Annotated in this window: 20 protein-coding genes and 3 pseudogenes; 14 read left to right on the forward strand and 9 right to left on the reverse strand. The window is 54.1% G+C overall.

Translation table 11 applies throughout. The features are described from left to right. Nucleotides 1-72 precede the first annotated feature (72 nt). The 3 genes from JMJ16_RS44755 (at nucleotide 73) to JMJ16_RS44765 (ending at nucleotide 1,968) form a co-directional block, all read left to right on the forward strand. Nucleotides 73-1,092 (forward strand): aldo/keto reductase, encoded by a 1,020-nt coding sequence (locus JMJ16_RS44755; RefSeq protein ID WP_201392169.1) that lies wholly within the window; start codon nucleotides 73-75, stop codon nucleotides 1,090-1,092. Between the two features lie 80 nt (nucleotides 1,093-1,172). Then, nucleotides 1,173-1,649 (forward strand): VOC family protein, encoded by a 477-nt coding sequence (locus JMJ16_RS44760; protein WP_201392171.1) that lies wholly within the window; start codon nucleotides 1,173-1,175, stop codon nucleotides 1,647-1,649. Nucleotides 1,650-1,764: 115 nt separating this feature from the next. Continuing rightward, complete coding sequence (locus JMJ16_RS44765; protein ID WP_201392173.1) at nucleotides 1,765-1,968, forward strand: hypothetical protein; 204 nt, start codon at nucleotides 1,765-1,767, stop codon at nucleotides 1,966-1,968. Nucleotides 1,969-2,076: 108 nt separating this feature from the next. Here the strand turns inward: JMJ16_RS44765 and JMJ16_RS44770 are convergent, their stop codons facing one another. Continuing rightward, nucleotides 2,077-2,736, reverse strand: a complete 660-nt coding sequence (locus tag JMJ16_RS44770) for an IS3 family transposase (RefSeq protein ID WP_201392175.1) — start codon at nucleotides 2,734-2,736, stop codon at nucleotides 2,077-2,079. 756 nt (nucleotides 2,737-3,492) lie between these two features. Here JMJ16_RS44770 and JMJ16_RS56455 point away from each other — a divergent pair. The 5 genes from JMJ16_RS56455 (at nucleotide 3,493) to JMJ16_RS44795 (ending at nucleotide 9,152) form a co-directional block, all read left to right on the forward strand. Then, on the forward strand, nucleotides 3,493-6,717 hold the full coding sequence (locus JMJ16_RS56455; protein ID WP_305068377.1) for a LuxR C-terminal-related transcriptional regulator: 3,225 nt from the start codon (nucleotides 3,493-3,495) through the stop codon (nucleotides 6,715-6,717). Nucleotides 6,718-6,861: 144 nt separating this feature from the next. Next, nucleotides 6,862-7,092, forward strand: coding sequence for a hypothetical protein (locus JMJ16_RS44780; RefSeq protein ID WP_201392177.1), 231 nt, complete (start codon nucleotides 6,862-6,864; stop codon nucleotides 7,090-7,092). A 167-nt stretch (nucleotides 7,093-7,259) separates the two neighbouring features. After that, entirely contained in the window at nucleotides 7,260-7,706 is a 447-nt protein-coding gene (locus JMJ16_RS44785; RefSeq protein WP_201392179.1) for a nuclear transport factor 2 family protein, read from the forward strand. Between the two features lie 191 nt (nucleotides 7,707-7,897). Then, nucleotides 7,898-8,314, forward strand: coding sequence for a nuclear transport factor 2 family protein (locus JMJ16_RS44790; protein ID WP_201392181.1), 417 nt, complete (start codon nucleotides 7,898-7,900; stop codon nucleotides 8,312-8,314). 208 nt (nucleotides 8,315-8,522) lie between these two features. Further along, nucleotides 8,523-9,152, forward strand: a complete 630-nt coding sequence (locus JMJ16_RS44795) for an LUD domain-containing protein (RefSeq protein ID WP_201392183.1) — start codon at nucleotides 8,523-8,525, stop codon at nucleotides 9,150-9,152. A gap of 361 nt (nucleotides 9,153-9,513) precedes the next feature. Here the strand turns inward: JMJ16_RS44795 and JMJ16_RS44800 are convergent. Then, nucleotides 9,514-9,721 (reverse strand): annotated as a pseudogene (locus tag JMJ16_RS44800) (IS6 family transposase); the annotation flags it as partial. On the opposite strand from JMJ16_RS44800, the gene JMJ16_RS44805 reads away from it, so the two are divergent. Next, the gene (locus JMJ16_RS44805) at nucleotides 9,689-10,321 is read left to right on the forward strand and encodes a hypothetical protein (protein WP_201392185.1); all 633 of its coding nucleotides are present in this window, start codon (nucleotides 9,689-9,691) and stop codon (nucleotides 10,319-10,321) included. The pseudogene JMJ16_RS44800 and the gene JMJ16_RS44805 sit on opposite strands and share 33 nt — an antisense overlap. A 308-nt stretch (nucleotides 10,322-10,629) precedes the next feature. Then, a complete protein-coding gene (locus JMJ16_RS44810; protein ID WP_201392187.1) occupies nucleotides 10,630-11,013 on the forward strand; it encodes a DUF4037 domain-containing protein in 384 nt (127 codons plus the stop codon). An 83-nt stretch (nucleotides 11,014-11,096) separates the two neighbouring features. Here JMJ16_RS44810 and ltrA read toward each other — a convergent pair whose 3' ends face one another. The 6 genes and pseudogenes from ltrA to JMJ16_RS44840 form a co-directional block, all read right to left on the reverse strand. Beyond that, nucleotides 11,097-12,902: a group II intron reverse transcriptase/maturase gene (ltrA, locus tag JMJ16_RS44815; protein ID WP_201388598.1), complete on the reverse strand. Its 1,806-nt coding sequence runs from the start codon at nucleotides 12,900-12,902 to the stop codon at nucleotides 11,097-11,099. A 649-nt stretch (nucleotides 12,903-13,551) separates the two neighbouring features. Beyond that, nucleotides 13,552-14,126, reverse strand: a pseudogene (locus tag JMJ16_RS57595) (reverse transcriptase N-terminal domain-containing protein); the annotation flags it as partial. Nucleotides 14,127-14,151: 25 nt separating this feature from the next. Beyond that, complete coding sequence (locus JMJ16_RS44825; protein WP_201380739.1) at nucleotides 14,152-14,508, reverse strand: hypothetical protein; 357 nt, start codon at nucleotides 14,506-14,508, stop codon at nucleotides 14,152-14,154. An 811-nt stretch (nucleotides 14,509-15,319) separates the two neighbouring features. Then, nucleotides 15,320-15,964 carry an ISL3 family transposase gene (locus JMJ16_RS44830; RefSeq protein ID WP_236601980.1) on the reverse strand — a complete coding sequence of 215 codons (645 nt, stop codon included), beginning with the start codon at nucleotides 15,962-15,964 and terminating at the stop codon, nucleotides 15,320-15,322. Between the two features lie 410 nt (nucleotides 15,965-16,374). Further along, nucleotides 16,375-17,895 (reverse strand): annotated as a pseudogene (locus JMJ16_RS44835) (transposase). A 157-nt stretch (nucleotides 17,896-18,052) separates the two neighbouring features. Continuing rightward, nucleotides 18,053-18,262, reverse strand: coding sequence for a hypothetical protein (locus JMJ16_RS44840; RefSeq protein ID WP_201392189.1), 210 nt, complete (start codon nucleotides 18,260-18,262; stop codon nucleotides 18,053-18,055). A gap of 245 nt (nucleotides 18,263-18,507) precedes the next feature. Between JMJ16_RS44840 and JMJ16_RS44845 the strand changes: the two genes are divergently transcribed. From JMJ16_RS44845 to JMJ16_RS44855, 3 genes are all read left to right on the forward strand, one after another. Then, nucleotides 18,508-18,663, forward strand: a complete 156-nt coding sequence (locus JMJ16_RS44845) for a hypothetical protein (RefSeq protein WP_201392191.1) — start codon at nucleotides 18,508-18,510, stop codon at nucleotides 18,661-18,663. After that, nucleotides 18,654-18,896 (forward strand): transcriptional regulator, encoded by a 243-nt coding sequence (locus tag JMJ16_RS44850; protein WP_201392193.1) that lies wholly within the window; start codon nucleotides 18,654-18,656, stop codon nucleotides 18,894-18,896. The genes JMJ16_RS44845 and JMJ16_RS44850 overlap by 10 nt, the downstream gene beginning before the upstream one ends. Before the next feature lie 514 nt (nucleotides 18,897-19,410). After that, complete coding sequence (locus JMJ16_RS44855; protein ID WP_201392195.1) at nucleotides 19,411-19,587, forward strand: hypothetical protein; 177 nt, start codon at nucleotides 19,411-19,413, stop codon at nucleotides 19,585-19,587. Here the strand turns inward: JMJ16_RS44855 and JMJ16_RS44860 are convergent. Further along, on the reverse strand, nucleotides 19,577-20,791 hold the full coding sequence (locus tag JMJ16_RS44860) for an IS256 family transposase (protein WP_201381603.1): 1,215 nt from the start codon (nucleotides 20,789-20,791) through the stop codon (nucleotides 19,577-19,579). The genes JMJ16_RS44855 and JMJ16_RS44860 overlap by 11 nt on opposite strands. Before the next feature lie 196 nt (nucleotides 20,792-20,987). On the opposite strand from JMJ16_RS44860, the gene JMJ16_RS57600 reads away from it, so the two are divergent. Beyond that, nucleotides 20,988-21,107, forward strand: coding sequence for a Clp protease N-terminal domain-containing protein (locus JMJ16_RS57600; RefSeq protein WP_374229174.1), 120 nt, complete (start codon nucleotides 20,988-20,990; stop codon nucleotides 21,105-21,107). Nucleotides 21,108-21,484 lie beyond the last annotated feature (377 nt).

Consider the following 21,484-nt stretch of genomic DNA (forward strand, 5'->3'; position numbering starts at 1 on the left):
TACGGTTCACTGCTTAGCAGAGCATATTCCTGGTGCATGACGAGAAGCAGAGAGAAGAAGGAAACCATTGTAATGAGATACCGACTTTTAGGAACAAGTGGTTTGCGCGTCTCAGAAGTCTTTCTTGGCGCGATGACCTTTGGCGAGGAATCAGGGCCGGGCGCCTCACTAGAGGAATCCCGCCGGATGCTCAACACTTACGCTGAGGCTGGCGGCAATGTAATTGATACAGCCATCAATTATAGAAACGGCGACAGCGAGCGCTTTGTTGGAGAGCTACTCGAAGGACGCAGAGATCGCTTTGTGCTTGCAAGTAAATACACAGTGACACGCGACCGTGAAGATCCTAATGCCGCTGGCAATCACCGCAAGAATCTTATGCTCTCCCTTGAGACCAGCTTGAAGCGCTTACGTACCGACTACATTGATCTCTACTGGGTGCATATTTGGGATCATCATACTCCCATTGAGGAAACTCTGCGTGCTCTTGATGATGCTGTACGAGCAGGAAAAATCCTCTACGTGGGTATCTCGGACGCGCCAGCCTGGATTGTCTCACGTGCCAACACACTTGCCGAATGGCGCGGTTGGAGTCCGCTTGTTGCTTTGCAGGTTCCCTATCACCTCCTCAAACGCGACATCGAGCGCGAGTTATTGCCTATGGCTGAGGCATGTGGAATGAGTGTCGCCACCTGGGGACCGCTCGCCGATGGCGTGCTTTCAGGGAAATTTACGCGCGCTGGAGGCGTTGAAGGGAGAACACGTTTAGCACCCACTGCGATCAGCGAACGTGACCATACCGTTGTCCGTGTGGTTCAAGATGTGGCATATCAGCTTGGCGTTACCCCCGCTCAAGTAGCTATTTCCTGGATACGCAGCCGTTCACGGGCCATTCACCCTATTCTTGGAGCACGCAGACATGAGCAGTTGGTAGAGAATCTAGGGGCGCTCACAGTTGAAATTCCCCCCGAACTGATGACTCAGCTGGATACTGCCACGGATTTTGACCCTGGTTTCCCTACCAATTTTATCAATGCCACCGCACCTTGGATCTATGGAGATAAGGGGCAACTCGTTGATGGGCGCTTATAAAGAGATTTGTTGACGGGCGTATGACATTCACACGCGCAGAATGAGGCATTGCGCGTCTTGAAGCAGAAAGGAGCATGATTGTGACACAAGCAGAGATACAAGCCACTACCGAAGGGATAGACACCCTCACACCCCATATCGTTGTACGAGACGCAGGGAAAGCCGCTGAATGGTATAAAGAGGTCCTGGGGGCCGAAGAACGGGGGCGAGTTCCTGTTCCGGGTGGTAAGTTTATGCAAATTGAGTTGTGGTTTGGAAACTCAGCGGTGATGCTGGCTGATGAGTTTCTCGATGCGGGTATTTTCTCACCCTTAGCAATCGGGGGAACGCCAGTTGTTCTCCACCTCACAACAAAGAAGGTCGAAGCGCTCTGGCAACGCGCAATAGATGCGGGGGCTGTGATCTTACAGCCATTGCAAGAACAATTCTGGGGCGACCTGCATGGGCAAATCCTTGATCCGTTTGGCTATCGTTGGAACCTCGCGCAACATCTACGAGATGTTCCCTCCGAAGAGATTGCACGTATCGCAGCCAGTATATTCGGTGGTCAAGCATAACAGGGTTGCTTATGATCTCAATGAGAAGAGCGGTCACGTTTTAGGGCGCACACTTGTCTTCTCATTGAGATGCTCAGTAGAGGAAAACACTACCATAGAACAGAGGAGGAGATCGATGTACTACCGCATTCACATTCAGGGGCACCTTGCTTCTGGATTGCAAGACAGTTTTGCGGGATTACGCATCGAGCAGCAGGAGGTGGGTACTACCCTGTTCTCAGGAACACTTCCGGATCAGTCAGCGCTCTATGGAGTGCTCTTACAGTTCATCCGGCTGGGTGTGGTGCTGCTTTCTCTTGTCTCTCTTGAAACGAGTTAGGCAAAAGGTAGCGAGGAGGCAGCACAACACTTGTAAAAGAGGCGTGCCGCCTCTTACAAGCCAAGAGCTGCGCTTGAACCACTTTTGTAGAGACTCAAAAGATGCGAATTACCCCATCAGTGTTTCATAGACAACGGGACTCTTGTAACCCAGTGATGAGTCCCGTCGAATCCGATTGCAGAAGACTTCTGTGTACTCAAAGATGGCCTGCCTGGCCTGAGAACGTATCTGAAAGTGTGCGTGATCCACACATTCTCGTTTGAGGGTCCCAAAGAACGCTTCGCTCACCGCGTTGTCATAACAAATTCCCTTCCGTGATATACTCACGCTGATGCCACATTGAGCCAACAGGCCTTGATAGTGCTGGCCCGTGTATTGAGAACCACAATCACTGTGGTGTAAGAAGCTGGCCTGAGGGCGGCGCTGTAGCAATGCCATGCGCAGTGCCTTCTCCACCAGTTGCTCATCTTGGCGTGCTGCCATCGCCCATCCTATTACTCTGCGTGAAAACACGTCCAGTACTGTTGCCAGATAGAGCCATCCCTTTGTCGTCCAAATGACCTTAATAACATCCGTCCACTTTTCATTGGGACGGCTCGCCGTGAACTGGCGATTCAACGCATTGGCCGCGACTTGTGTTGCTGGATCATTGTGTGTAGTACGTGTTCGATGACGTGGCCGATGGGGTGAGAGCACCATCTCTCGCATCAAGCGTGCCACTCGCCGACGTAAGCAGCTGATCCCTTGCTCGCGTAGTTCAACGTGCAAGCGCGGGCTCCCCATATACCTCTCGGTTGGCCGTGTAGGCTGGTTGGGTCTGTACTGCTAACTCATTATCTTCGTATTGATGTTTGCTCATTGGGCGCTTCTTCCATACATAGTATCCACTGATTGAGACTGAAATTCTCCCGCTTGACTGGAAGGTCTCAAGTGAAAAAGGACTGAGCCTTAGCCTCATCACCTTCGCTCAACGTTTTCAGGCTAAGAACAACCAACGCATTATCGTGGAATAGAACACCATCTGCTTTGCAAAAAACTGCCAAACTTTCTTCAATCCTGTGACGAGCTTCTACTATATCACCATGCTAAAAAAGAGCAAACCTAGTAGATGTCAATCCCCATAATCTATATTACCGCTTCTTCGGCTATCCCATGACGAAGTCTGTTCCGCTCCATCACCCGACGCAAATCACAGACCACGACTCCTTAGATGCCACTTGCCTCTTTAAGGAGCTATTGAATGCTGGGTTTGACACTTTAAGTTAGAAGGCGTTACTCTGGTTTGCCTCTCTGAGCTATCAACTTCATATACTGGTCACATTCCTGGATTGTGTTCCGTCATTGGAATGTAGGGCAAGATTGCTTCGATGTTTAGCTCCCAAAAACGAGGTTTCCCGCTGAAGCCGGACGGAGATAAACATCAATGTAACAAATTCATGGTAATTCTGACAGTCATGTAGATGTAAGAAAGCAGATCATGTTGGGGAACTTCTCCTCGATCCCCAACATGAGAGAAAGAATGTTATGCCTAAACCATCGCGCTCTATGCTCATCTGGTCACAGGAGCATAAGCAGTATGTATTCCAAACCCAAGAACACGCCGTTCACTGGTTTCGCAAAGACGATGAAGCGACCTTCTCGCGCTGGTTAGAAACACACACATCCTTTGCTTTTGTGGGGCAAGCCGGGAGGCTCTCGGTCCTCAAAGAAGCTCGGCCTCGTGGAGGGAGCTATTGGTACGCCTATCGCAAGCAGGGAAGGCAGGCCAGAAAACGCTACCTGGGACATTCGGACCAGGTCACCATCGCCCGCTTGGAGCAAGAGGCGAACGTATTGATGAGTCAGCTTGAGCCATCCTCTTTCTCCCCTGAACCTGGTATGCTGCCATCTGGGTTAATCCTCTCTAGCAAACTCGCTATCCCCCGTCTGCCAACCTCTCTGGTGAAGCGAGAGCGCTTGCTGGCCACCCTCGATGCGGTGCTTGCCACCAGGCTCTCGCTCGTCTGCGCCCCAGCAGGCTTTGGAAAAACCACCTTGCTTGCCGCCTGGGCGCACCGGCAAAAAGAGGCACAGGTGGCCTGGCTCTCGCTGGATGACCTGGACACGACGCCGACTCGCTTCTGGACTACGCTGATCGCTGCCCTGCGCCGTTGCCCCAGCTTCTCCCCAAACTTTGGAGCAAGCTCGATGGCGCTGCTGCAATCCCCCCAGTCGCCACCGCTTTCCACCATACTCACGGTGTTGCTCCAGGAACTAGAAAACGGTGAGGGGCAAACTGCCCCCATCGTAGTGATTGTGGACAATTATCAGGTGATCGACGAGCCAGCTATCCACGAGGGCATATGCTTCTTCCTTGAACATCTTCCTGAATATGTCCATCTGATCCTCTCCAGCCGCGTGGACCCAGATCTGGCCCTGGCGCGGCTTCGGGTGCTCGGACACCTGACAGAGATCCGTGCAGACGAGCTGCGCTTTGAAGAGGGAGAGGCGAGCCAGTATCTAGGCCAGTTACTCTCCCCTCCGCTCGAAGCCGGAGAGGTGCGCAAGCTGGTGAGCCGGACCGAGGGCTGGATCGTTGGCTTGCAGCTGGCCGCGCTCACCCTTCAGAAACGCGAAGATCGCGCGGCCTATCTTGAGGCATTGACCGGCAACCAGAGATATCTCCTGGATTATGTACAGGAAGAGATTCTAGCCCGTCTGCCTGAGAACGTACGCGACTTTCTACTTTACAGCGCTCTCCTCTCGCAAATGTCAGCCGCTGCGTGTCATGCCATCACCGCTGCCCCCACAAGAGCAGCCAGCCAACAGATGCTCATCTTCCTGGAGCGAGCCAACCTTTTTGTCGTGCCTCTGGATGAGGAGCGCCACAACTATCGCCTGCACGACCTCTTCCGGGAAGCGCTACTCTCAGTTCTGCATACTCGCCAGCCAGAGAAGGTGCCGCTTTTGCACCGCCGGGCCGCCGCCTTTTATGAGGCAGAAGGTGATGTTCACGAAGCAATGAGTCACGCTCTCCAGGGGGCTGACGCCTCTATGGCAGCCAATCTCATGGAGCAGGTGGTCGAGGAGTTCTGGCTGTGTGGAGAGATAGAGGCGATGGCTCATTGGGCACTGATACTGCCAGAGCAGACGGCACGTGAGCACGCATACCTTTTGCTCACGATAGCACTCTATCTGCTCTCTACAGTGACTCAGACCAGCCGGGAACGGCGTAACAGAATCTCTCAGGAGGCTCGGCGGCTCATGGCACGGGTGCAAACGCTTCTGCGGCTGCCTGGTGATGTGATCGATCAGGAGATCTCGGCCACAGGAGAAGGCGTCCTCCCTCTTCCTAGAGGTCAAGAAGCCCGGCCTGACAAAGACATCCTGTGGCGGCGCTTGCGCCTGCTCCAGATCCATCTGACCTTTTGGGAAGCCGTGGTCCACGGGGATGATGAGCACCTGAGGAGCATGGAGCAGGAGATCGAGGAGGCGCTTGAGCGCGAGGAGGAGGTGATCTGGCAGCTCGTGCCGCTCGCCTGTAGCTTCCTCCTTCACCACGTAGTCCGGCAAGAGGGCGCAAGCCTGGTGCCGCGGCTGCTCTCTGCAAAAAATCAGGCGAACTGGTCGTATGCAACCTGCAAGGTTGGGCAATGGGTGGCAATGGCGGCGTTGGAGGCGGGACAACTGCACCTGGCATACGAGGAGAGCCGGGAGGGTCTTGATCTGATCGGGCAAACCACAGGCTATGCTCTGCTCAAAGGCTACTTCGAAGTCGTGCTGGCACGGGTGTACTATCAATGGAATCGCCTGGAAGAAGCACGCGGCTTGCTGGCTACGGTTGTTCAGGATGCCACTAGATTGCTGCACCTGGATGTGCTCGCGGAAGGCTACTTCGAGGGTGTCAGCGTTGCACTTGCGAGAGGCGTATGGTCGGAGGCTGAGTTCGCACTGCATGAACTGGAGCGGTGGACGCAACGCGAGCGTTCGGCAGTATTCTCCGGCTGGTTCCCCATCGCGCGAGCGCAGTGGTGGCTGGCGCAAGGACAGCTCAAGGAGGCATCTGACTGGGTGAGTGGAGTCCATTTTTCAGAGGGGCCATGGGATCGGAGGCTGTATGATGCCTTCCCAACTGTGATCCGCGTGTATTTCGCTCAGCGGCGCTTTCGGGAGGCGTTGGATTTGCTGGAACGTTGGAGCGGACACCTGGATCGACCGACCAATGTCAGGATCACTATGACATACCTGTCTCAGTTGCTGGTAGCGCTGCACCAAACTGGACAGCACGAGCAGATCCGCGAGATCGCTGAGCGCCTCTTTGCTCTCACAGAGCCAGAGGGCTACCTGCGCGTGTACCTGGCTGAGGGCGAGCTCATGAAGGAGGCGCTTCAGGCACTGCTCTCCACATATGTCGGGAAGGACGAGGTGACTACTGCGACCAGAGCCTCCATCACCAAGCTGCTCGTTGCCTTCGGGCAGGAGCCATCAGGTGCGAGCAGATCGCTCGAGGGGGCGAACCCATCCGAGCCTGCGCTTTCCTTGGCTCGACAGCTATCGGTTACTTCCTCTATGCCAGAGATTTCATTAACCCGGCGCGAACAGGAAGTCCTGCGCTTGCTGGCAACCGGAGCTTCCAATCAGGACATCGCCCAGGCCCTGGTGATTTCTCTGGATACCGTCAAGAAGCATGTCAGTAATCTGCTTAGCAAGCTGGGAGCGAGCAGCCGTACGCAGACGGTAGCCCTGGCGCGAGCCTACTCGCTTCTCTAGTGTCTCTTTCTTCCCAGCAGGTCGCCTTCCTGCCTTGCAAAACTACTCCTTTTCTTCCACTTTTGAGGACTGTGTTGGAGGGCATACCCCATCTATACTTTCCTCATGATCAGAGCACTCTACTGCAATTGAAGGAGAAGACCGATGCACTACCGCATTCACATCCAGGGGCACCTTGATTCTGGGTGGCAAGACCGCTTTGCAGGATTACGCATCGAGCAGCAGGAGGGAGGCACCACACTGCTTGTAGGGACGCTGCCGGATCAGGCCGCGCTCTATGGAGTGCTCTTACAGCTCATCTGGATGAGTCTGGTACTGCTCTCACTCGAAACGAACCAGGCGGAGGGTGACGAGGAGGCCGCACAACGCTCTTGAAGGGTATGCGCCTTCCGCCAGAAACCAGGGGCATATGTTCTGCGCGCCGCACCAAATTTCAACATAAGGGATGGTGCGCATTTGGGTCGCAAACAAGCAGTTTCTTGGCAGGTATTCTATTGATCAAAAGATGCACTTCTTTACAGGTGACGTTTTTGGAGGAAACTATGACAGTTGAAGACAACAAGAAAAACGATGAAGCCGAAATCAAAAGGGTCATCGAGGGTGGAGTCGAGGCGATTCGCGCGAAGGATCTCGATGGGGTGATGGCCATGTACGCACCCGAACTGGTGTCGTTCGACATCGTGCCCCCGTTGCAATACGTGGGAGCAGATGCATACAGGAAACATTGGGGAGATGGGATCTCGTCGATTCCAGGCCCAATCAACTATGAAATTGTTGACCTGTCTATCACAGTGGGCGATAACGTGGCATTCGCCCATAGCTTCAACCGGCTAACCGCAACCATGCCCAATGGGCAGAAGATTGGTAACTGGTTGCGTTGGACTGCCTGCTTCCAAAAGATCGATGACAAATGGCTGATCGTACATATGCAGGCTTCGGTACCTGTCGATATGGCAACGGGCAAAGCGGTGCTCGACCTCAAACCATAGCCATTCCCTGGGATTTTTCGGTAAAAGCTTGCAAGAACATGAGAGAGCGTGCCCAGAATGGTCGGCGCATGATGCCGCGATGTAATAACGCGTGAACTACCTAGACAAGTAAGGAAAGCAATGAGCAATTTAGAGAGCATTGTTGATCGCTTCGAGATCGAGGCGCTAGCAGTGAGTTCACCGACGCAGGTATGATGTACGACTACTATCGCCTCGCGCCGCTGTTCACTGAGGACGGCGTGTATCGAATTCCCGATGTCAACATCGAACAAGTGGGCCGAGAACAGATCCGCGCCGGGAGCGAGCGACTGAAGGGCCAGTGGGACTACTTCGTGCAAACCACACACCCCGGCACGATCCAACTTCAGGGCGATACCGCAGTTGGCCGGGCCTATGTCTCAGAACTCATCCGCCTGCGCGACGGCAGCTCGTATCTGAACTACGCCGTGTTTCACGACCGCTACCAACGTACCGAGGGCGGCTGGAAGTTCGCCGAGCGCGTCTTCGAGGTCAGATACCTCGACACCACGCCGCTTGCCGGCTCTGCGCCCCAGGCAGCGGACGCGAAAGCTCAAGCGCAGAACGATCCCACGTCTTCGCCGAAATGAAGGGACATCACAGGATGAACTAGCGTTCCCGCAGTTCACGTGAAAACTCGCACCTAGTGAATAGACATTTGGAGGTGAATCTGGACAGATGCCAGACTTTCTTCTGTTGCTGAACGTTTTTTGCAGCAACAAGAGGGCCGGACATCCATAACCTTCCACCAGATTCATCTCAAGATGTACAAAAGACAAGAAAGTGAGAACAATCTCAATGGCTACCAATTTATCACATTCCGAATTCACGCAACTGGCATCAGAATCGCAGATCGAGAAGACTGTCCAGGCGCTACAAGCGCACGGCATACAAACTGTCGTCTTTGAGACTGGCGAAGAAGCAAGCAAGTATGTGCTCGACCTGATCCCCGATGGCGCAGAGGTTTATGATTCGCCCTCACGCACCTTTGAGGCGATTGGCCTGACAGAGCAGATCGAACACGCAAACCGCTTTCAAGCGGTGCGCGCTCGGTTATCTCTGCTTGATTACGTAGCCCAGCGCGACGAGAGGCGCAAATTGGTCGCGACCCCCGATATCCTGGTGGGTAGCATCCACGCGATCACCGAACAGGGCGAGGTGCTTATTGCATCAGGCACTGGAAGCCAGTTAGGTTCCGCTGCATATGGTGCAAGCAGGGCGATCTGGGTAGTTAGTACACAAAAGCTCGTGCCCACGCTGGAAGATGGACTTCGTCGTATCCGCGAACATTGCCTTCCCTTAGAGAGTGCGCGAGCCCAGCAGATATATGGCCAGCCCAGCGCCATCAATAAACTGCTGATCGTCAATGCGGAGCACGAGGCCGGTCGTATCACGATTGTCCTGGTCAAGCAGCAGCTCGGCTTCTAGGAAATGTGGGAAAGCGAAAGGGACTTTCTCATGGAATAGAGCCATCCATACTGCGGTTCGTAAACACACCTTTCGCTTTGCTATCATCTCGCTGGCCCCGTTTTCAGTCTGGTGCATGTGTCAGTTTCAGGAAGCTAAAAACGTACCATGTTTCTCATCAAGTCATGCACAAATGGAATGATTGGGGATGGCTTGATGCAACACGCTTGCTTGAGAGCATGGTGAGACGCTATATTGCCTATGTGTATTAGAAGGAGAGTGAGGGTGCTTGAGCAGACGATTTCTTCTCGAAGTGAGATTTCCCAATGGCGAGCGCATGTGCAAGCACTCTTTGATGGCATATAGCAGCAGCTTTTATGCCTCAAATGAGGCTGACAACGCTTTTCCAGCTCCGGGGCATAGTGCTGCACCCAGCGATAGATGGTGGTGTGATCGACGCAGAGTCTGCGTTCGACCATCATCTCTTCCAGATCGCGATAGCTGAGCGAGTATCGTAAGTACCAGCGCACGCACAGGAGAATAATCTCGGCCTGGAAATGACGCCATTTGAACGGATTCTGCTCGGTCATGGGGTCCTCATTTGCTTTTTTCGCTTCACTTTAGCAGATCAGCTTACTTCTTGCAACACAGCCTATGAAGCGGCTACGAAAGCGGCGACCCCACTGCCTCAGCCAACGGAACCTCTTGCCTGGACGATTGAGGCCCTCGATGTTTCTGCTCAGCAGTTGCAAGAGATTCGTGCCTATCTGCTCAGCCAGCAGGTGACCGATCTGCGACCCGTGGTGACCTCCTGGCTCCTGCATGAAGCGGAGAAGATGAAACAGGAGGGGCCACACTTTGCCGCCATGCCCACGTCTCAGCTTTCGCGCTATCGGCAGGAAGGGGCGACCAAGGAACGTCTGCGCCGCGCGATCTCTGCCATTATGCAGTGGAATCGCGCCAACGAACCCAGACGACGGTGGTTTCTCAATGTCAGCTTAGTGAAAGCCCTGGCAGGTGGTCGCAAGGACCTCATCGGCGTGGTGTTGAAGGAGCATCAGGCTGACGTCGACCAGCATCATCAAGAGCCCAATATTCCACGCGGGTATAACAAACATACCGAGCTGGTACAGGAGGATATTCAGTTGCCTGAGGAGCCAGAGGCCTATCCCTGGAATCGGCCGAAATAGCAGAGAGTTCTCCTGTTCGGAGAAGAGAGGTCACCATGAAGATGCATGAAGCGAGCCAGTGGCGCTATGACTTTGTCCAAGGACTCGCTCCGCCGTATGCAACGCACCCCAAGGTGGAGGCCGCCTTTGTCGGAGGGTCTGTTTCCCGCGACTGAGCTGATTGGTTCTCCGATATTGAACTCGGTATTTGTTGGAATGAGCCCCCCTCGGATGCGGAACGTCGTCTCCTTCTCGAAGCCGCAGGAGGGAAAGTGAGAACCTTGCGTCCCTACGATCCAAGAAAACAGGTCTGGGAGGATACCTGTCTCATGAGAGGTATGGAACTAGATGTGTGTCATATGACGGTTTCCTCGATAGAGCAGATCCTCCGAGATGTGGTAGACCATGCTGACCCTGATATTCTCAAGCAATACCCGATTTCTGCCATTCTTCATGCCCTCCCTCTCTTTGGGGAGGCACAACTTACGAACTGGCGCGATCATGCTCTTCCTTATCCTGATGCACTGCGCGCCGCTGTCATCCGAGACTGGCTCCTTTTCACACCTGCTTGGCAACGTTCAGTCTTGGCCGAGCGGGGCGATCTGCTGGTGCTCTATGACTCCTATTGCTTGGCCCAAAAGAGAATCCTCACGCTTCTGCTCGCAGTCAACCGGGTCTATCATCCTGGCTTCAAGTGGTTGGATGCTCTGTGAGCCTCTAGCCATGAATGGCTGACGTGGAGTCAAGGTGGAGCGCCTGGCCCACTTTCATGAGTAGGTTTCTCCACCGTGCTCCCTCAAACTGAGCGGACCCCTTTCGGAGTACTCAGCTTTCCCTGTTGACTCTTACTTTGTTGCTGTTGATGAGTTCGTGCCAGATGACAAGTATGGCACAATCCCACTTTGGTTGCTGCATATCCAGACTGACTCGCATTGACTTTCTTGCTGAGGGCATTTCGATGGTGAACTTCTGTGATGGTTGCTCTGCATTGAGCACACCGTCCTTGTTGGTCCGCTTTGATTTCCGCTCGTTGCCAGGGACTTCGACCAACCGAGGCTGAGTAATTCATCCAAGGATGCTTTCGTGTGTCCACATCAACCTGATCGCATTTGAGCTTGTAGAGCGATTTCCGACCGGTTGAGCGAACCAGCGAGATTTGTCGTCCTGTGAGCGGCGAGGTGTAGACCAGCGTTTTCTTGCCTTTGACCGTCCCGTAGTAGTGCCGCATCACTTTCTTTGCTCCTCGTTGCTTCTTTCGCTTGTTCAGATAGCGAACGAGGCACCAGAAGGCGTGGTGCAGAACTCTGGCAATGACACGATGGGGATTGGTGGCGTAGCAATAGTAGTTCATCCACCCCTTCAAGACAAGGTTGACGGAGTCGATCATATCCCCTGGGTCGATGAAGTTTTGACGGGTCAGTTTCGCGACTGTGTGCTTGACTCGTTCCTCGGTGTCATGAGGAATGATGAGTCTGGGGGCACGTCTGGCTCCATTGTCATGAGATTTGATCCCTCGCAGTTCAAAACCCAGAAAGCTCACCCTGTCCGTCCAGTGAGTAATCAGCGTTTTCTCTGGGCTTAACGTGAGCTTGAGCGTGGTCTTGAGCCACTCGGCAATCTGTGCTTTCACGGCTCTGGCTTCGTCTTTGGAGTGCTCATACAGCAAAATTACCCAGTCATCGGCATACCGAATGAACGTCAGCCGCTTGGCTGGCTTCCTGCTGGGGATTCGTTTCCGCTCCTCTTGCAGGCAGTGAAGTTGTCGAAGCATCGTTGCTCGTTTTTCTTGATCGGTCTCTCGTGCGATGCGATGACTGAGGCGGTTAATCTTCAGATTCACCCGGTTGTAGGCAGGATTTTTGGCGGCATGTCCTCGCTCTGAGGGCCGATTGGTTCCCCACGTTTCTTCCATATACTGGTCGAATTCGTGGAGCATCACATTGGACAGCAATGGTGAGAGCACTGAACCTTGAGGGGCTCCACTCCACGTTTCGTGCCAATGCCAGTTTTCCAGGTATCCTGCTTTCAAAAATTTGTGGATGAGATCGAGAAGACGTTCGTCGGCGATCTTCTTGCGAAGGAGGGTCAGGAGGACTCCATGATCCATCATGTCGAAGTAGCTTTTCAAATCCCCTTCGATCGTCCAGGTCGGGGTCCCACTTCGCAGGTAGGCACGAAGAGCCGTCTGGCAACTTCGCTCTGGTCGGAACCCATGAGAACAGTCTCGGAAGACACATTCGTAAATGGGTTCGAGAACGAGCTTAATAGCGCTCTGCACGACTTTATCTTCAGCCGAGGGGAGTCCGAGAGGACGCAACTTCCCGGTACGCTTGGGGATGTATATTCGCCTCACTGGAGTCGGTTGATACGTTCCATTGCGTAATTTCTCAGCGAGTTGCTCAATCTGGTTCCGGTCGAGATCTTCCCCCCGTATTCCATCCGGGCCTGGGGTGTTAAAGCCTTTGTTGGCACGGATGGCATCGAGAGCTTTCATGAGCCATTCCGGTTGACAGATGAGTCGATAGAGTCTGCGAAAGCGTTTGTCTGGATCGCTTGCAGCAAGTTTCGCAAGGTGTGTTTGTTCCTGTTTGACGTTGTTCAAGGGTCTAGTTCCCTCGTCTTTTGGTACTAAAACACCGTCAACGCTACCGCCCTTCCCCGTGTTCGCGGCTCTCCCGCGCTCAGAGTACTACGGCGGTTCCGCCCCATATGTCCTCTTCGGTGTCCTCACCACCTATCCTTCAAAAAAAACAACCTTTGAAGGAGTGAGCGGCATATGGTTCTCCGGTAGCGCCAGATCACTTTACCCACTGATTGTAGGTAGGACAACCACATGCGTAGCCTTTGCTACGCTGAGATCATTCCTGCTTTGGTGATGATGAAGCCTCTACAGCACTCGCAGAGCGAGGGAACAGCTACGACCAACGAGTAGCCTGTTCGTCTGATCTCATCGGCCCTTCAGTCGTCCTGAGCCGGGTGTGCTATTTTAGTGGCTCTATCCTTCGCAGATTCGACCTGCTTACCATAGTCAGCTCTCCTCGCAGCACATGCCTCTTGGTACGACGACTTCCCGCACATGCGCCGCATGTCCCTCTCCGGGCTAACCGGTACGCACAGCGCTTATCTGCTTCGTCATCTGCGCCCCCTGCCGAGTGAGATCGACAGGGCGGGAGAGGTTAGGAACGGGCAGCTTCATCCTGTCCGTAGGCTGTTCACAGCCTGGTCATCTGGCACCCGAACGGACGCCCTCCGTCAAAGCACGCCTTGATGTCTCCTTCGAGCACCCACTGTGCTGAATACTTGTGGCTCAGCACAGTGAAGCACTGTTCGATGGCATCGGCTGTGGACCTCTCTGGTCGGAACCCATATGAGTTCCGATCTCCTGTTGTTTCGGCAATAGGACTGAGCGCCAACAAGTAGAGCACTTGCATGGCCCTATCCGACATACACGGAATGGAGAGGGGTCTCAGTTGGTTGTTGCTTTTGGAATATACACCCGCTTCAGCGGTTGAGGATGATAGCCTCGTTGCTTGAGCGATTGTATGGCTTTTGCCTTCTTTTCTGGAGTATTCCAGATGTCTTTGTCTACTCCAGGGGTGTTCTTGCCTTGGTTTTCCGTCACTCGTCTGACAGCAAGCGCTTTGCCACTGAACGAGTGGGTTAACAAGCGTTGCAGGGCTTTCACCTTGCCCCGTTTGCCTTCCTGTGTTGCCTTGACGATACGCGCTTGGAGCCGACGCACATTGCGGTGAGCGGCTGACCAATTGATCTGGTGCCATTTCATCTCGCTGTGGGAAGCTGCACCAGCAAACATGTTCGCTGTCATCTGCTTTGCCTCCTGTGTCTGTTCGTCAAGTTTTCTCGTCAAGAAAGACCAAACGGAAGTCTGCTCGCTTTCGCGCGGGATCATGTTGTCTCTCGACGTCATCCCTATCCACCTCATTACAGGCGGCTTTCGCTTTCTCCGTTTTCCTTTGCCCGCATTCCCATAGGCCGTCCTTGCGGTTGGCTGTCCCTTTCGGGAGGACTACGGGTTTACCACGTTCCGTATGCATACCCGGATCGAGTAGGTTCTGCCTCTGCGCCGGTGGATACAGCGTCTGCGCCAGGGTAAAGGGGCACACCCTGGACCGATCCACACTGCCTTTTGGCTCAAGCCTGTCAGCATCTTTGGCTTGTTTTCGGTGACGACGTTTTGGGCAGTTCACATCTGTTAACCATACGATCCAACCCTAGTTCCCGACCGCTTTGATGCTAGCAGTCGTAGTGAACTCCTCGCGGGTTCACTACCGCTTTTGCAAGCGAGGCATCCATTGTCCCAAGAGCTTCACACCGCCGGATTACTCCAACCGCATGTCTTGGTAGGGTACTGGGGGCAGAACCCCAGGTGAGATCTTGTTCATTCAAATCTCACAGCTATTCATACAGCTTCGTGTCGCACCCCCTGCTCCGAACCGTGCTTGCACCGTTAAATGCACACGGCTCTCCAGTTTCCCGCATACTCTCGCATGTTTCCTGGCGCATCACGCGCCAACATGCGTTTCCCTACGGTGCTTCCCCCTGTATTGAGCTTTCCTCAACGCCTTGGTCGGACGTGACTCCGACGAGTACTACCACCGTTCCGTGGCCCTTCTGCTCGCGCAGGGAGGGCCATCCCGAATTCCGTTCGTGCGATACGTCTCTAGTGAGTGTAGGTGTCCTGTTCGCTGCCTTCATTGAGCTCATTGCTCAACGCCCTTTCCCGTCGAAGAGTATCTCAGTCCTACAGAATTACCAAGATAGACGGAGGAACCGCTTCAAGCGTGCTGCGGTTGGCGTTCCATTGCGCCACTGGCAACTAGGCTTCAGGGTGTTTACCTTTCACCATGCTCACAGGTCTTGCGGCGCGTCGTACTACACGCTTTCGTCCGTCGCCGCTTTCCGGATATGCTCTTTTCCCCTTTGTGTTTCCACGCCAGGTAGACCCGGTGACCTCTAGAATCCCTCTTCAATTCTAGGCCGATGTTCGGCCATACCGCACTACGTTAGACGGCGCACCTGTAAGTGAAAACGATCAACGACTTGGCTGGCCTGTGGAGCGCCGTTCGTAGCAGCTTCGCGAAAGATTTTGCCACGATCTCGTGAGACCAGGTCAATTTCAGGGTGTGTACGCAACCAGGCTGTACTTGTTTCTTCCGAACGCTCTGCTAACAACTGCACCACCCGTCGCTTTTGCAGGTCCACGAGAATGGTTCCATAGCGCCGACCTTTCTTCCACGCCCACTCGTCTATTCCCACCTTTACTACCTTGCCTTCGCTGGGTAAGGGAAGCTGCAAGACACGACGAATGATGGTTTTGGCAGTGGTGGGCATGCCAAGGGACGAGGCGATCCGCGCTGCATCGGCTCCATTGGTGGTCACTCCTAGTGCCTGAAGGGCCTTGACGAGCCGATCCGTCATCCGTGCGTAGCGCTGGACCAACTCTGGAAAGCGCTCAGCAAAGACGTGTTGGGGACAGGATGTCTCGCGACAGATCCACTTGCGCACCTGTAACTTGAGCACAAGGCATCGCCCACCAAAGGCGACATCGGCAATGGTACGTACATAGCGGCTATGAACCCGAGAGCCTAGCGTCCCCACACCGTGGGCAAAGTGCACTTGCCGAGATGGCATGAAGATGGACAATGATGGTCTGATTCTGGACCTCGATAGTCTCAAGACGCGCCATTGAAGGAAATGCAAAAACAGGGGAGAGATCGATGGGAATGCCTCCAGATGACTTAAATGATGAGAACTGATGCTATTCTAGCACAAAATTACGCGACGGGCACACCGAAAGTGTCCCAGAGCCTAAATGAGTCAAAAAAACGAAGTTATATTCGACAATCAACAAAGAGCAAGGTTCTTTTTCTCTTTGTGTACTCTGCTGAGGTGCGTGGAGGGGAGGGATAAGGGGTCTCGTCGTGATTGCATCTGAGCCGTAGAATGGAGAGCGCGCAGATCCTCTCCAGATCCTCTCTACCGAGTAGAGAACTGGAGCATCACCAGAGGGGGACAAAAGAGGGATGCCTGGCAGCGCCGCCGGGCATTTTTTTCTAGGATCGTAAACTTGTCTTAGAAAGTTGTTTCTCCAGACCAGCCAAGTAGGCGAGAGGATCTTTGCGAAAGCGAAGCTGTTTGCAGCGAGCCTCTTGCCGAAAGGCGATTTCTGCTCGGATTTGCCGCCAGTGAGCCAGATTCGAGGGAATGAGGTCCTCTGCACTGAACAGACGCAAGCGGGTGGCAAGTGCTGCTGTCAAGCGAACAGCTCCCCGCACCACTAGAGCCGGAACGGCTCCTTTGCGTCCAGTCGCTCGGCGCTCCCTTTGGCGAACGGCCCCAAAGGCTTGTTCCAGGTCATTGTTGGTTTTTGGAACATCGGCTACCTGGTAGCAGCAAAAGAGATGAGGCCCATAGCTCTGGGTGACCTTCAAGAAGTGCGAGAGGGCCTCTCGACTTACCTGATGCTGCTCCGCGTGCTCTCGCATGCGCGTGAGTTCCCTCTCACAGCGCTCGTGGACCTCTTGTGCTGCTTGCTGCTCGTGATTGCTGAGCACCTGGGCCACGGCCCAGACATGAGCAAAGAGCGGATGAACGACGGCAAACAGTACCTCAGTGGCCTGTAATCCCTTGTCGAGCAGTTGCTTCAATCGTCCAAGCTCTCGGGGAAGCCCCTTTTTTGAGCCACGCGATCCAACGACTCACTGATGGCTTGCAATCGTTTCTGTAAACGCAGGCCCGATGCTGAGAGGGGTGGCAACCCATCATCGGTGAGACTACTGCGAACCGCCAGGCAGTAATCATGAATCACCTGAGCCTCCTCATCGGTTCTCCCTTCAACCGCTCGCTCGATGGGCCGTACCCCGCGAACCTGCTTTTTGAGCTCCTTTTTGGCATGCCGATCTGCCTCGTACATAGCTTGGCTGCTTCACGCAAGTAGTGAAAGTGACACAGTTGATGGGGGACCTCGGGAAAGACCTTCGCGACGGCACCACGAATGGAAAGCTGTCCATCAGAAACCACCGCCATGAGAGGAACAACCAGGAGGTCTTTGACCTCGGTGAGCAGACCCGCCAGATCCTCTTGACTTGAGCTGAGAAGGGCTCGGGCCAGCACGATCTCTCCAGAGAGGACCTCGCGGATGACCCCAGATACCCCGAGAGCACCTCATGACCTACATCCGGTTGCAACCCATCGATGGCCACAATCACACGTCCTTGGGAGGCGAAGCATTCTTGCAGCCGGTGTCGACTGCACAGATGCAGGCTTACCAATTCCTCATAGCGATGCATCAAATGCTCAACGGTGCGCTCACAGACCGGCACGCCTCGCTCCTGCAACATACGCTGGATATGAGGAGCAGAACGATGCTCTCGATACCGCAGATACCCCACGTATGCAATGAGATCCAGGCCACATTCCCCGTGAGGAAGCGCCCATCGACCTTCTTCTTCGGCTCGATACGGCTGTTTGTACGCCTGACAGGTGGAATTGGAGCAACGGCGAACGACGATGCGTAGCCCAACCAACCCCTGCATCGTGAGTACCTTGCGTGTTCCATGATAGGCCACTGGCATCCAGTGGCCACACGAGCGACAGTGCTGCTCCTGGGGCTCCAAACGGACGTGCTGCTCTGCTTGGGGGCGAGGCACTCTTCTTCCTCTCATCTGCTCTTTCTCCTCATTCACCTCTTTCTCTTTCGTATACTCTTCTCTTCAAGCTCAGTTTACGATCCTAGTTTTTTTCTGCCTTGTGAACATGGTGGTGCTCCATGCGATGAGGCCGTGGATGTGCGGAAGGCATTTGCAGGCGTGTTTGCAGGCGTTGCAGGGCGTTTGGGAAGGCGTTTACGGGCGTTGCAGGGCCGGAGGATGTGCGCAGGGCTTGTTGGGGGCGTGTGGAGGGCGTGTGAGCAGAGGTGAGACAGTCTGTTGGTCGGGTCATGCTCGTTATCGTCTTCGCCGTGGATGTGCGGAAGGAGTTAGAGGGGGTTGGTGGCCGAACGTGTGCTTGGTGGCCGTTATTATCCTATAGCCAGTGAACGTCTGCCTGGGAGCAAGTGTGGAGAGGGGGTGTGCCTCAAGATGTGGTGTGGTGGAGGTGCCCCGTGTACGCCAGGGGATGAGGAGGGAGACGAGATGAGGTACAATAGAGGCATATTTTGGGCAGAAGGAAGAGGCGCACACGTCATGCGATTGAGAAAGATGGCCGAGGGGAGAACGTTTGCCTCGACGGTATCCTGGGAGATGAAGTCCCTGGTGGTGCTGGTAGAGCGGGGAAGTGAGTGGGTTCCTCTCTTCCCCTGGTATGGATACAAGGAAGGATCACCCAAGTCATGCGATTGAGGAAGATGCACGCGGGCGTGATGGTGCAGTCGATCTTGCCCTGGGAGGAGGAACATTTGGCGTCGCTGGCAGCGCAGGGAAGCGCGTGGGTGCCTCTTTCGAGTATAGGCGCGCAGGGGCAGGTGCTCGGTGAGATCAACAGCCGGACCTACGCTATTCGGTTGCGTCCTGGGGTGGAGATTGTGGATCGGCAGGTGGTGGTGTTGAGTCCGCCGGAGGTGCCCAGGCGGTAGATAGAACGTCTCCAGGGGAGGAAGCGAGAGCCGAGCGACCGGCGATGTTCTCGCTTCCTCCCCTGTTTTTCTCTGGAATGTTTCCAGTGGTATCCCTGGTGCTGGCGCGACGGCGTGTGGAACCACGTCATGGACCTTCACGAGCAGCAGGTGGCGCGATACCTGGGGCGTTTTCGTTCATAGGTCGCAGCAATATGAGTCGTGTCGTTGTGAGCGCTTCTTGCTGTGTTTCCTGCTGCCTGATTGACAGAAGCGCAGGCTGTGCGCTATGCTCATCACAGGTCCGATGAGAGGACACCTGCATTGGAACGTTTCTCAGGCGCGGGACCAATGCAGGTGGGGGTTGGGGAAAGGACCCGCTGGTGGCGAGTGCTGCCAGCGGGTGTGCTTCTCATGGTGGTCGGGGTGTGGAGAAGGTGAGGGTGGCAAGAGGATGTCGTGTGCATGTGGAGAGAGCCTTGCCTGGCGTATGGAGAGCGAGGCAAGGCCTGATTGTGATGGAGGAGAAATGGGTATGACGGTTGGGCAAGCCTCTAGCGAGTTGCTTTCAGCGCAGGAGCGCAAGGCGCTTGCTGCTGGATGCGATGTGTTGATTGACCAGGTGTTTGATGCCTTGCAAGAGATCAAGGAGCCGCAGGATGTAGCGCACAGGGTCTGTCAAGTATTTTGTGGACTTTCAGCTAATTGGTAGGAAAACGATCAGCGAATTCGATGGCAAAGCGGTTGAGGGCGGCTTTCCAATCACGCAGCGGCATGGTCCATTTCTTGGAGACGGTTTGGACAGCCAGGTACATGATCTTGAACACGGACTCATCCGAAGGGAAAATACGGCGATTGCGCGTCATTTTGCGCAGGGTCATATTGAGTGATTCAATGGCATTGGTCGTGTAGATGATCTTGCGAATGTCTTCGGGAAAGGCAAAGAGCGGGATCACGTTGGTCCAGTGTGCTCTCCAAGAGGCACTGATGGTAGGATACTGCTGATCCCATTTCTCAGCGAAGAGTTCCAGGTTGAACTCAGCTTCCATTTGGGTACTCGCCGTGTAGATCGCCCGCAGGTCAGCGGCTACCTCTCGGCTGTGCTTGTAGGCAACAAAACGCAAGGAATTGCGCACCAAATGGACCATGCACAGTTGCACCTGGGTACGAGGAAAGACCGTTTCGATGGCCTCTGGCAGACCGGTGAGGCCATCAACACAGGCAATGAAGATATCTTTGAGCCCTCGATTGTGCAGTTCTGTAAACACGGAGAGCCAGAATTTGGCGCCCTCTGTCTGTGAGATCCACATCCCCAAAAGGTCTTTCTGTCCTTGCATCGTGATGCCGAGCACCAGATACAAGGCTTTGTTGATCACCCGTTGGCTCTCACGGACCTTGACGACCAGACAATCGACGTAGACGATGGGATAGAGAGCATCAAGAGGACGGGTTTGCCATTGATGCACCTCATCGATGACGGCATCGGTCACATTGGCGATCAAGGTGGGTGAGACCTCCACTCCATACATCTCCTGCAATTGGGCCTGAATATCACGGGTGGTTTGTCCGTGAGCATAGAGGGTGAGGATCTTCTGCTCGAGACCTTCCAAACGGCTCTGATGCTTTCTCACGAGCTGGGGTTCAAAGCTGCCTTCTCGGTCACGAGGAACACTGATCTCAACAGGTCCTTGCTCGCTTTGGAGCAGTTTCCGGCTTTTCCCGTTGCGAGCATTGCTGCTTCCTTCGGCTTTGGGAGCGTATTTGGCATAGCCCAGATGCTGCTCAAGTTCCGTCTCCAAGCAGCGCTCAATGACGGCTTTGGTCAGTTGCTTGAGGAGACCACCTTCGGCGAGAATATCCTTGGGGTCAGCGTAATCCTTGAGAAGTTCGTCAAGTATCTCTTTGCGTATGGTCATGGGATGATTCCTTTCTGCTGCTACTGCTCTCTCTATTCAGTATGACCTCTACACAAAATACTTTACAGTACCAGCGCACACGACGTTGGGGCTCTGTTTGCCTCCACGCTACCTGTATAAGTACACGCCTTTCTTTTGCAGGCGCTTTTTGGTGTGTCTTCTTACCGTTGCCTGGAAACTTGCTCAACCGAAGCGCATGTTGCTCGGGCTGATCCTCGAGGGCGAGGGCATTGCTGCCGGCGTACTCGAAAGCTTTGATATCAGCCTGGAAAAAGTGCGTACACAGACTATTCAGGTACTTAGCCTAAAGAGATAATAAAATAGCTGCATACTGCTCTTGCGAAAAAAGTGCTCCAAGTATAACGGGAATGATCGAAGGTGTAAACGCGTTGAAACAAGTAAAAGCATCCCAGGTCGGTTTCTATCCCATATGGGAGGAAAAATAGGTGAATCATTAGGCACTGGTGACTGGCTAGGTGCACTTCTAGGTGGTGCAGTTACCTGGCTCACGGCCAGCGATTCTATTCGTGAAGAAACCTCTTATGAAGTATGGGAATGTCCAGGCTGTCACTGCGAAGTTCTATACCGAACAATCAGAGAAGAAGGACCCACGAAAACTAGCAAGTTGATCGAAATCTCTGACTGCAAAAACGGTAAAACATGCAACTGGTGACTGCAAAAGGGATATTAAGA

Source organism: Ktedonobacter sp. SOSP1-52 (genome assembly GCF_016587395.1).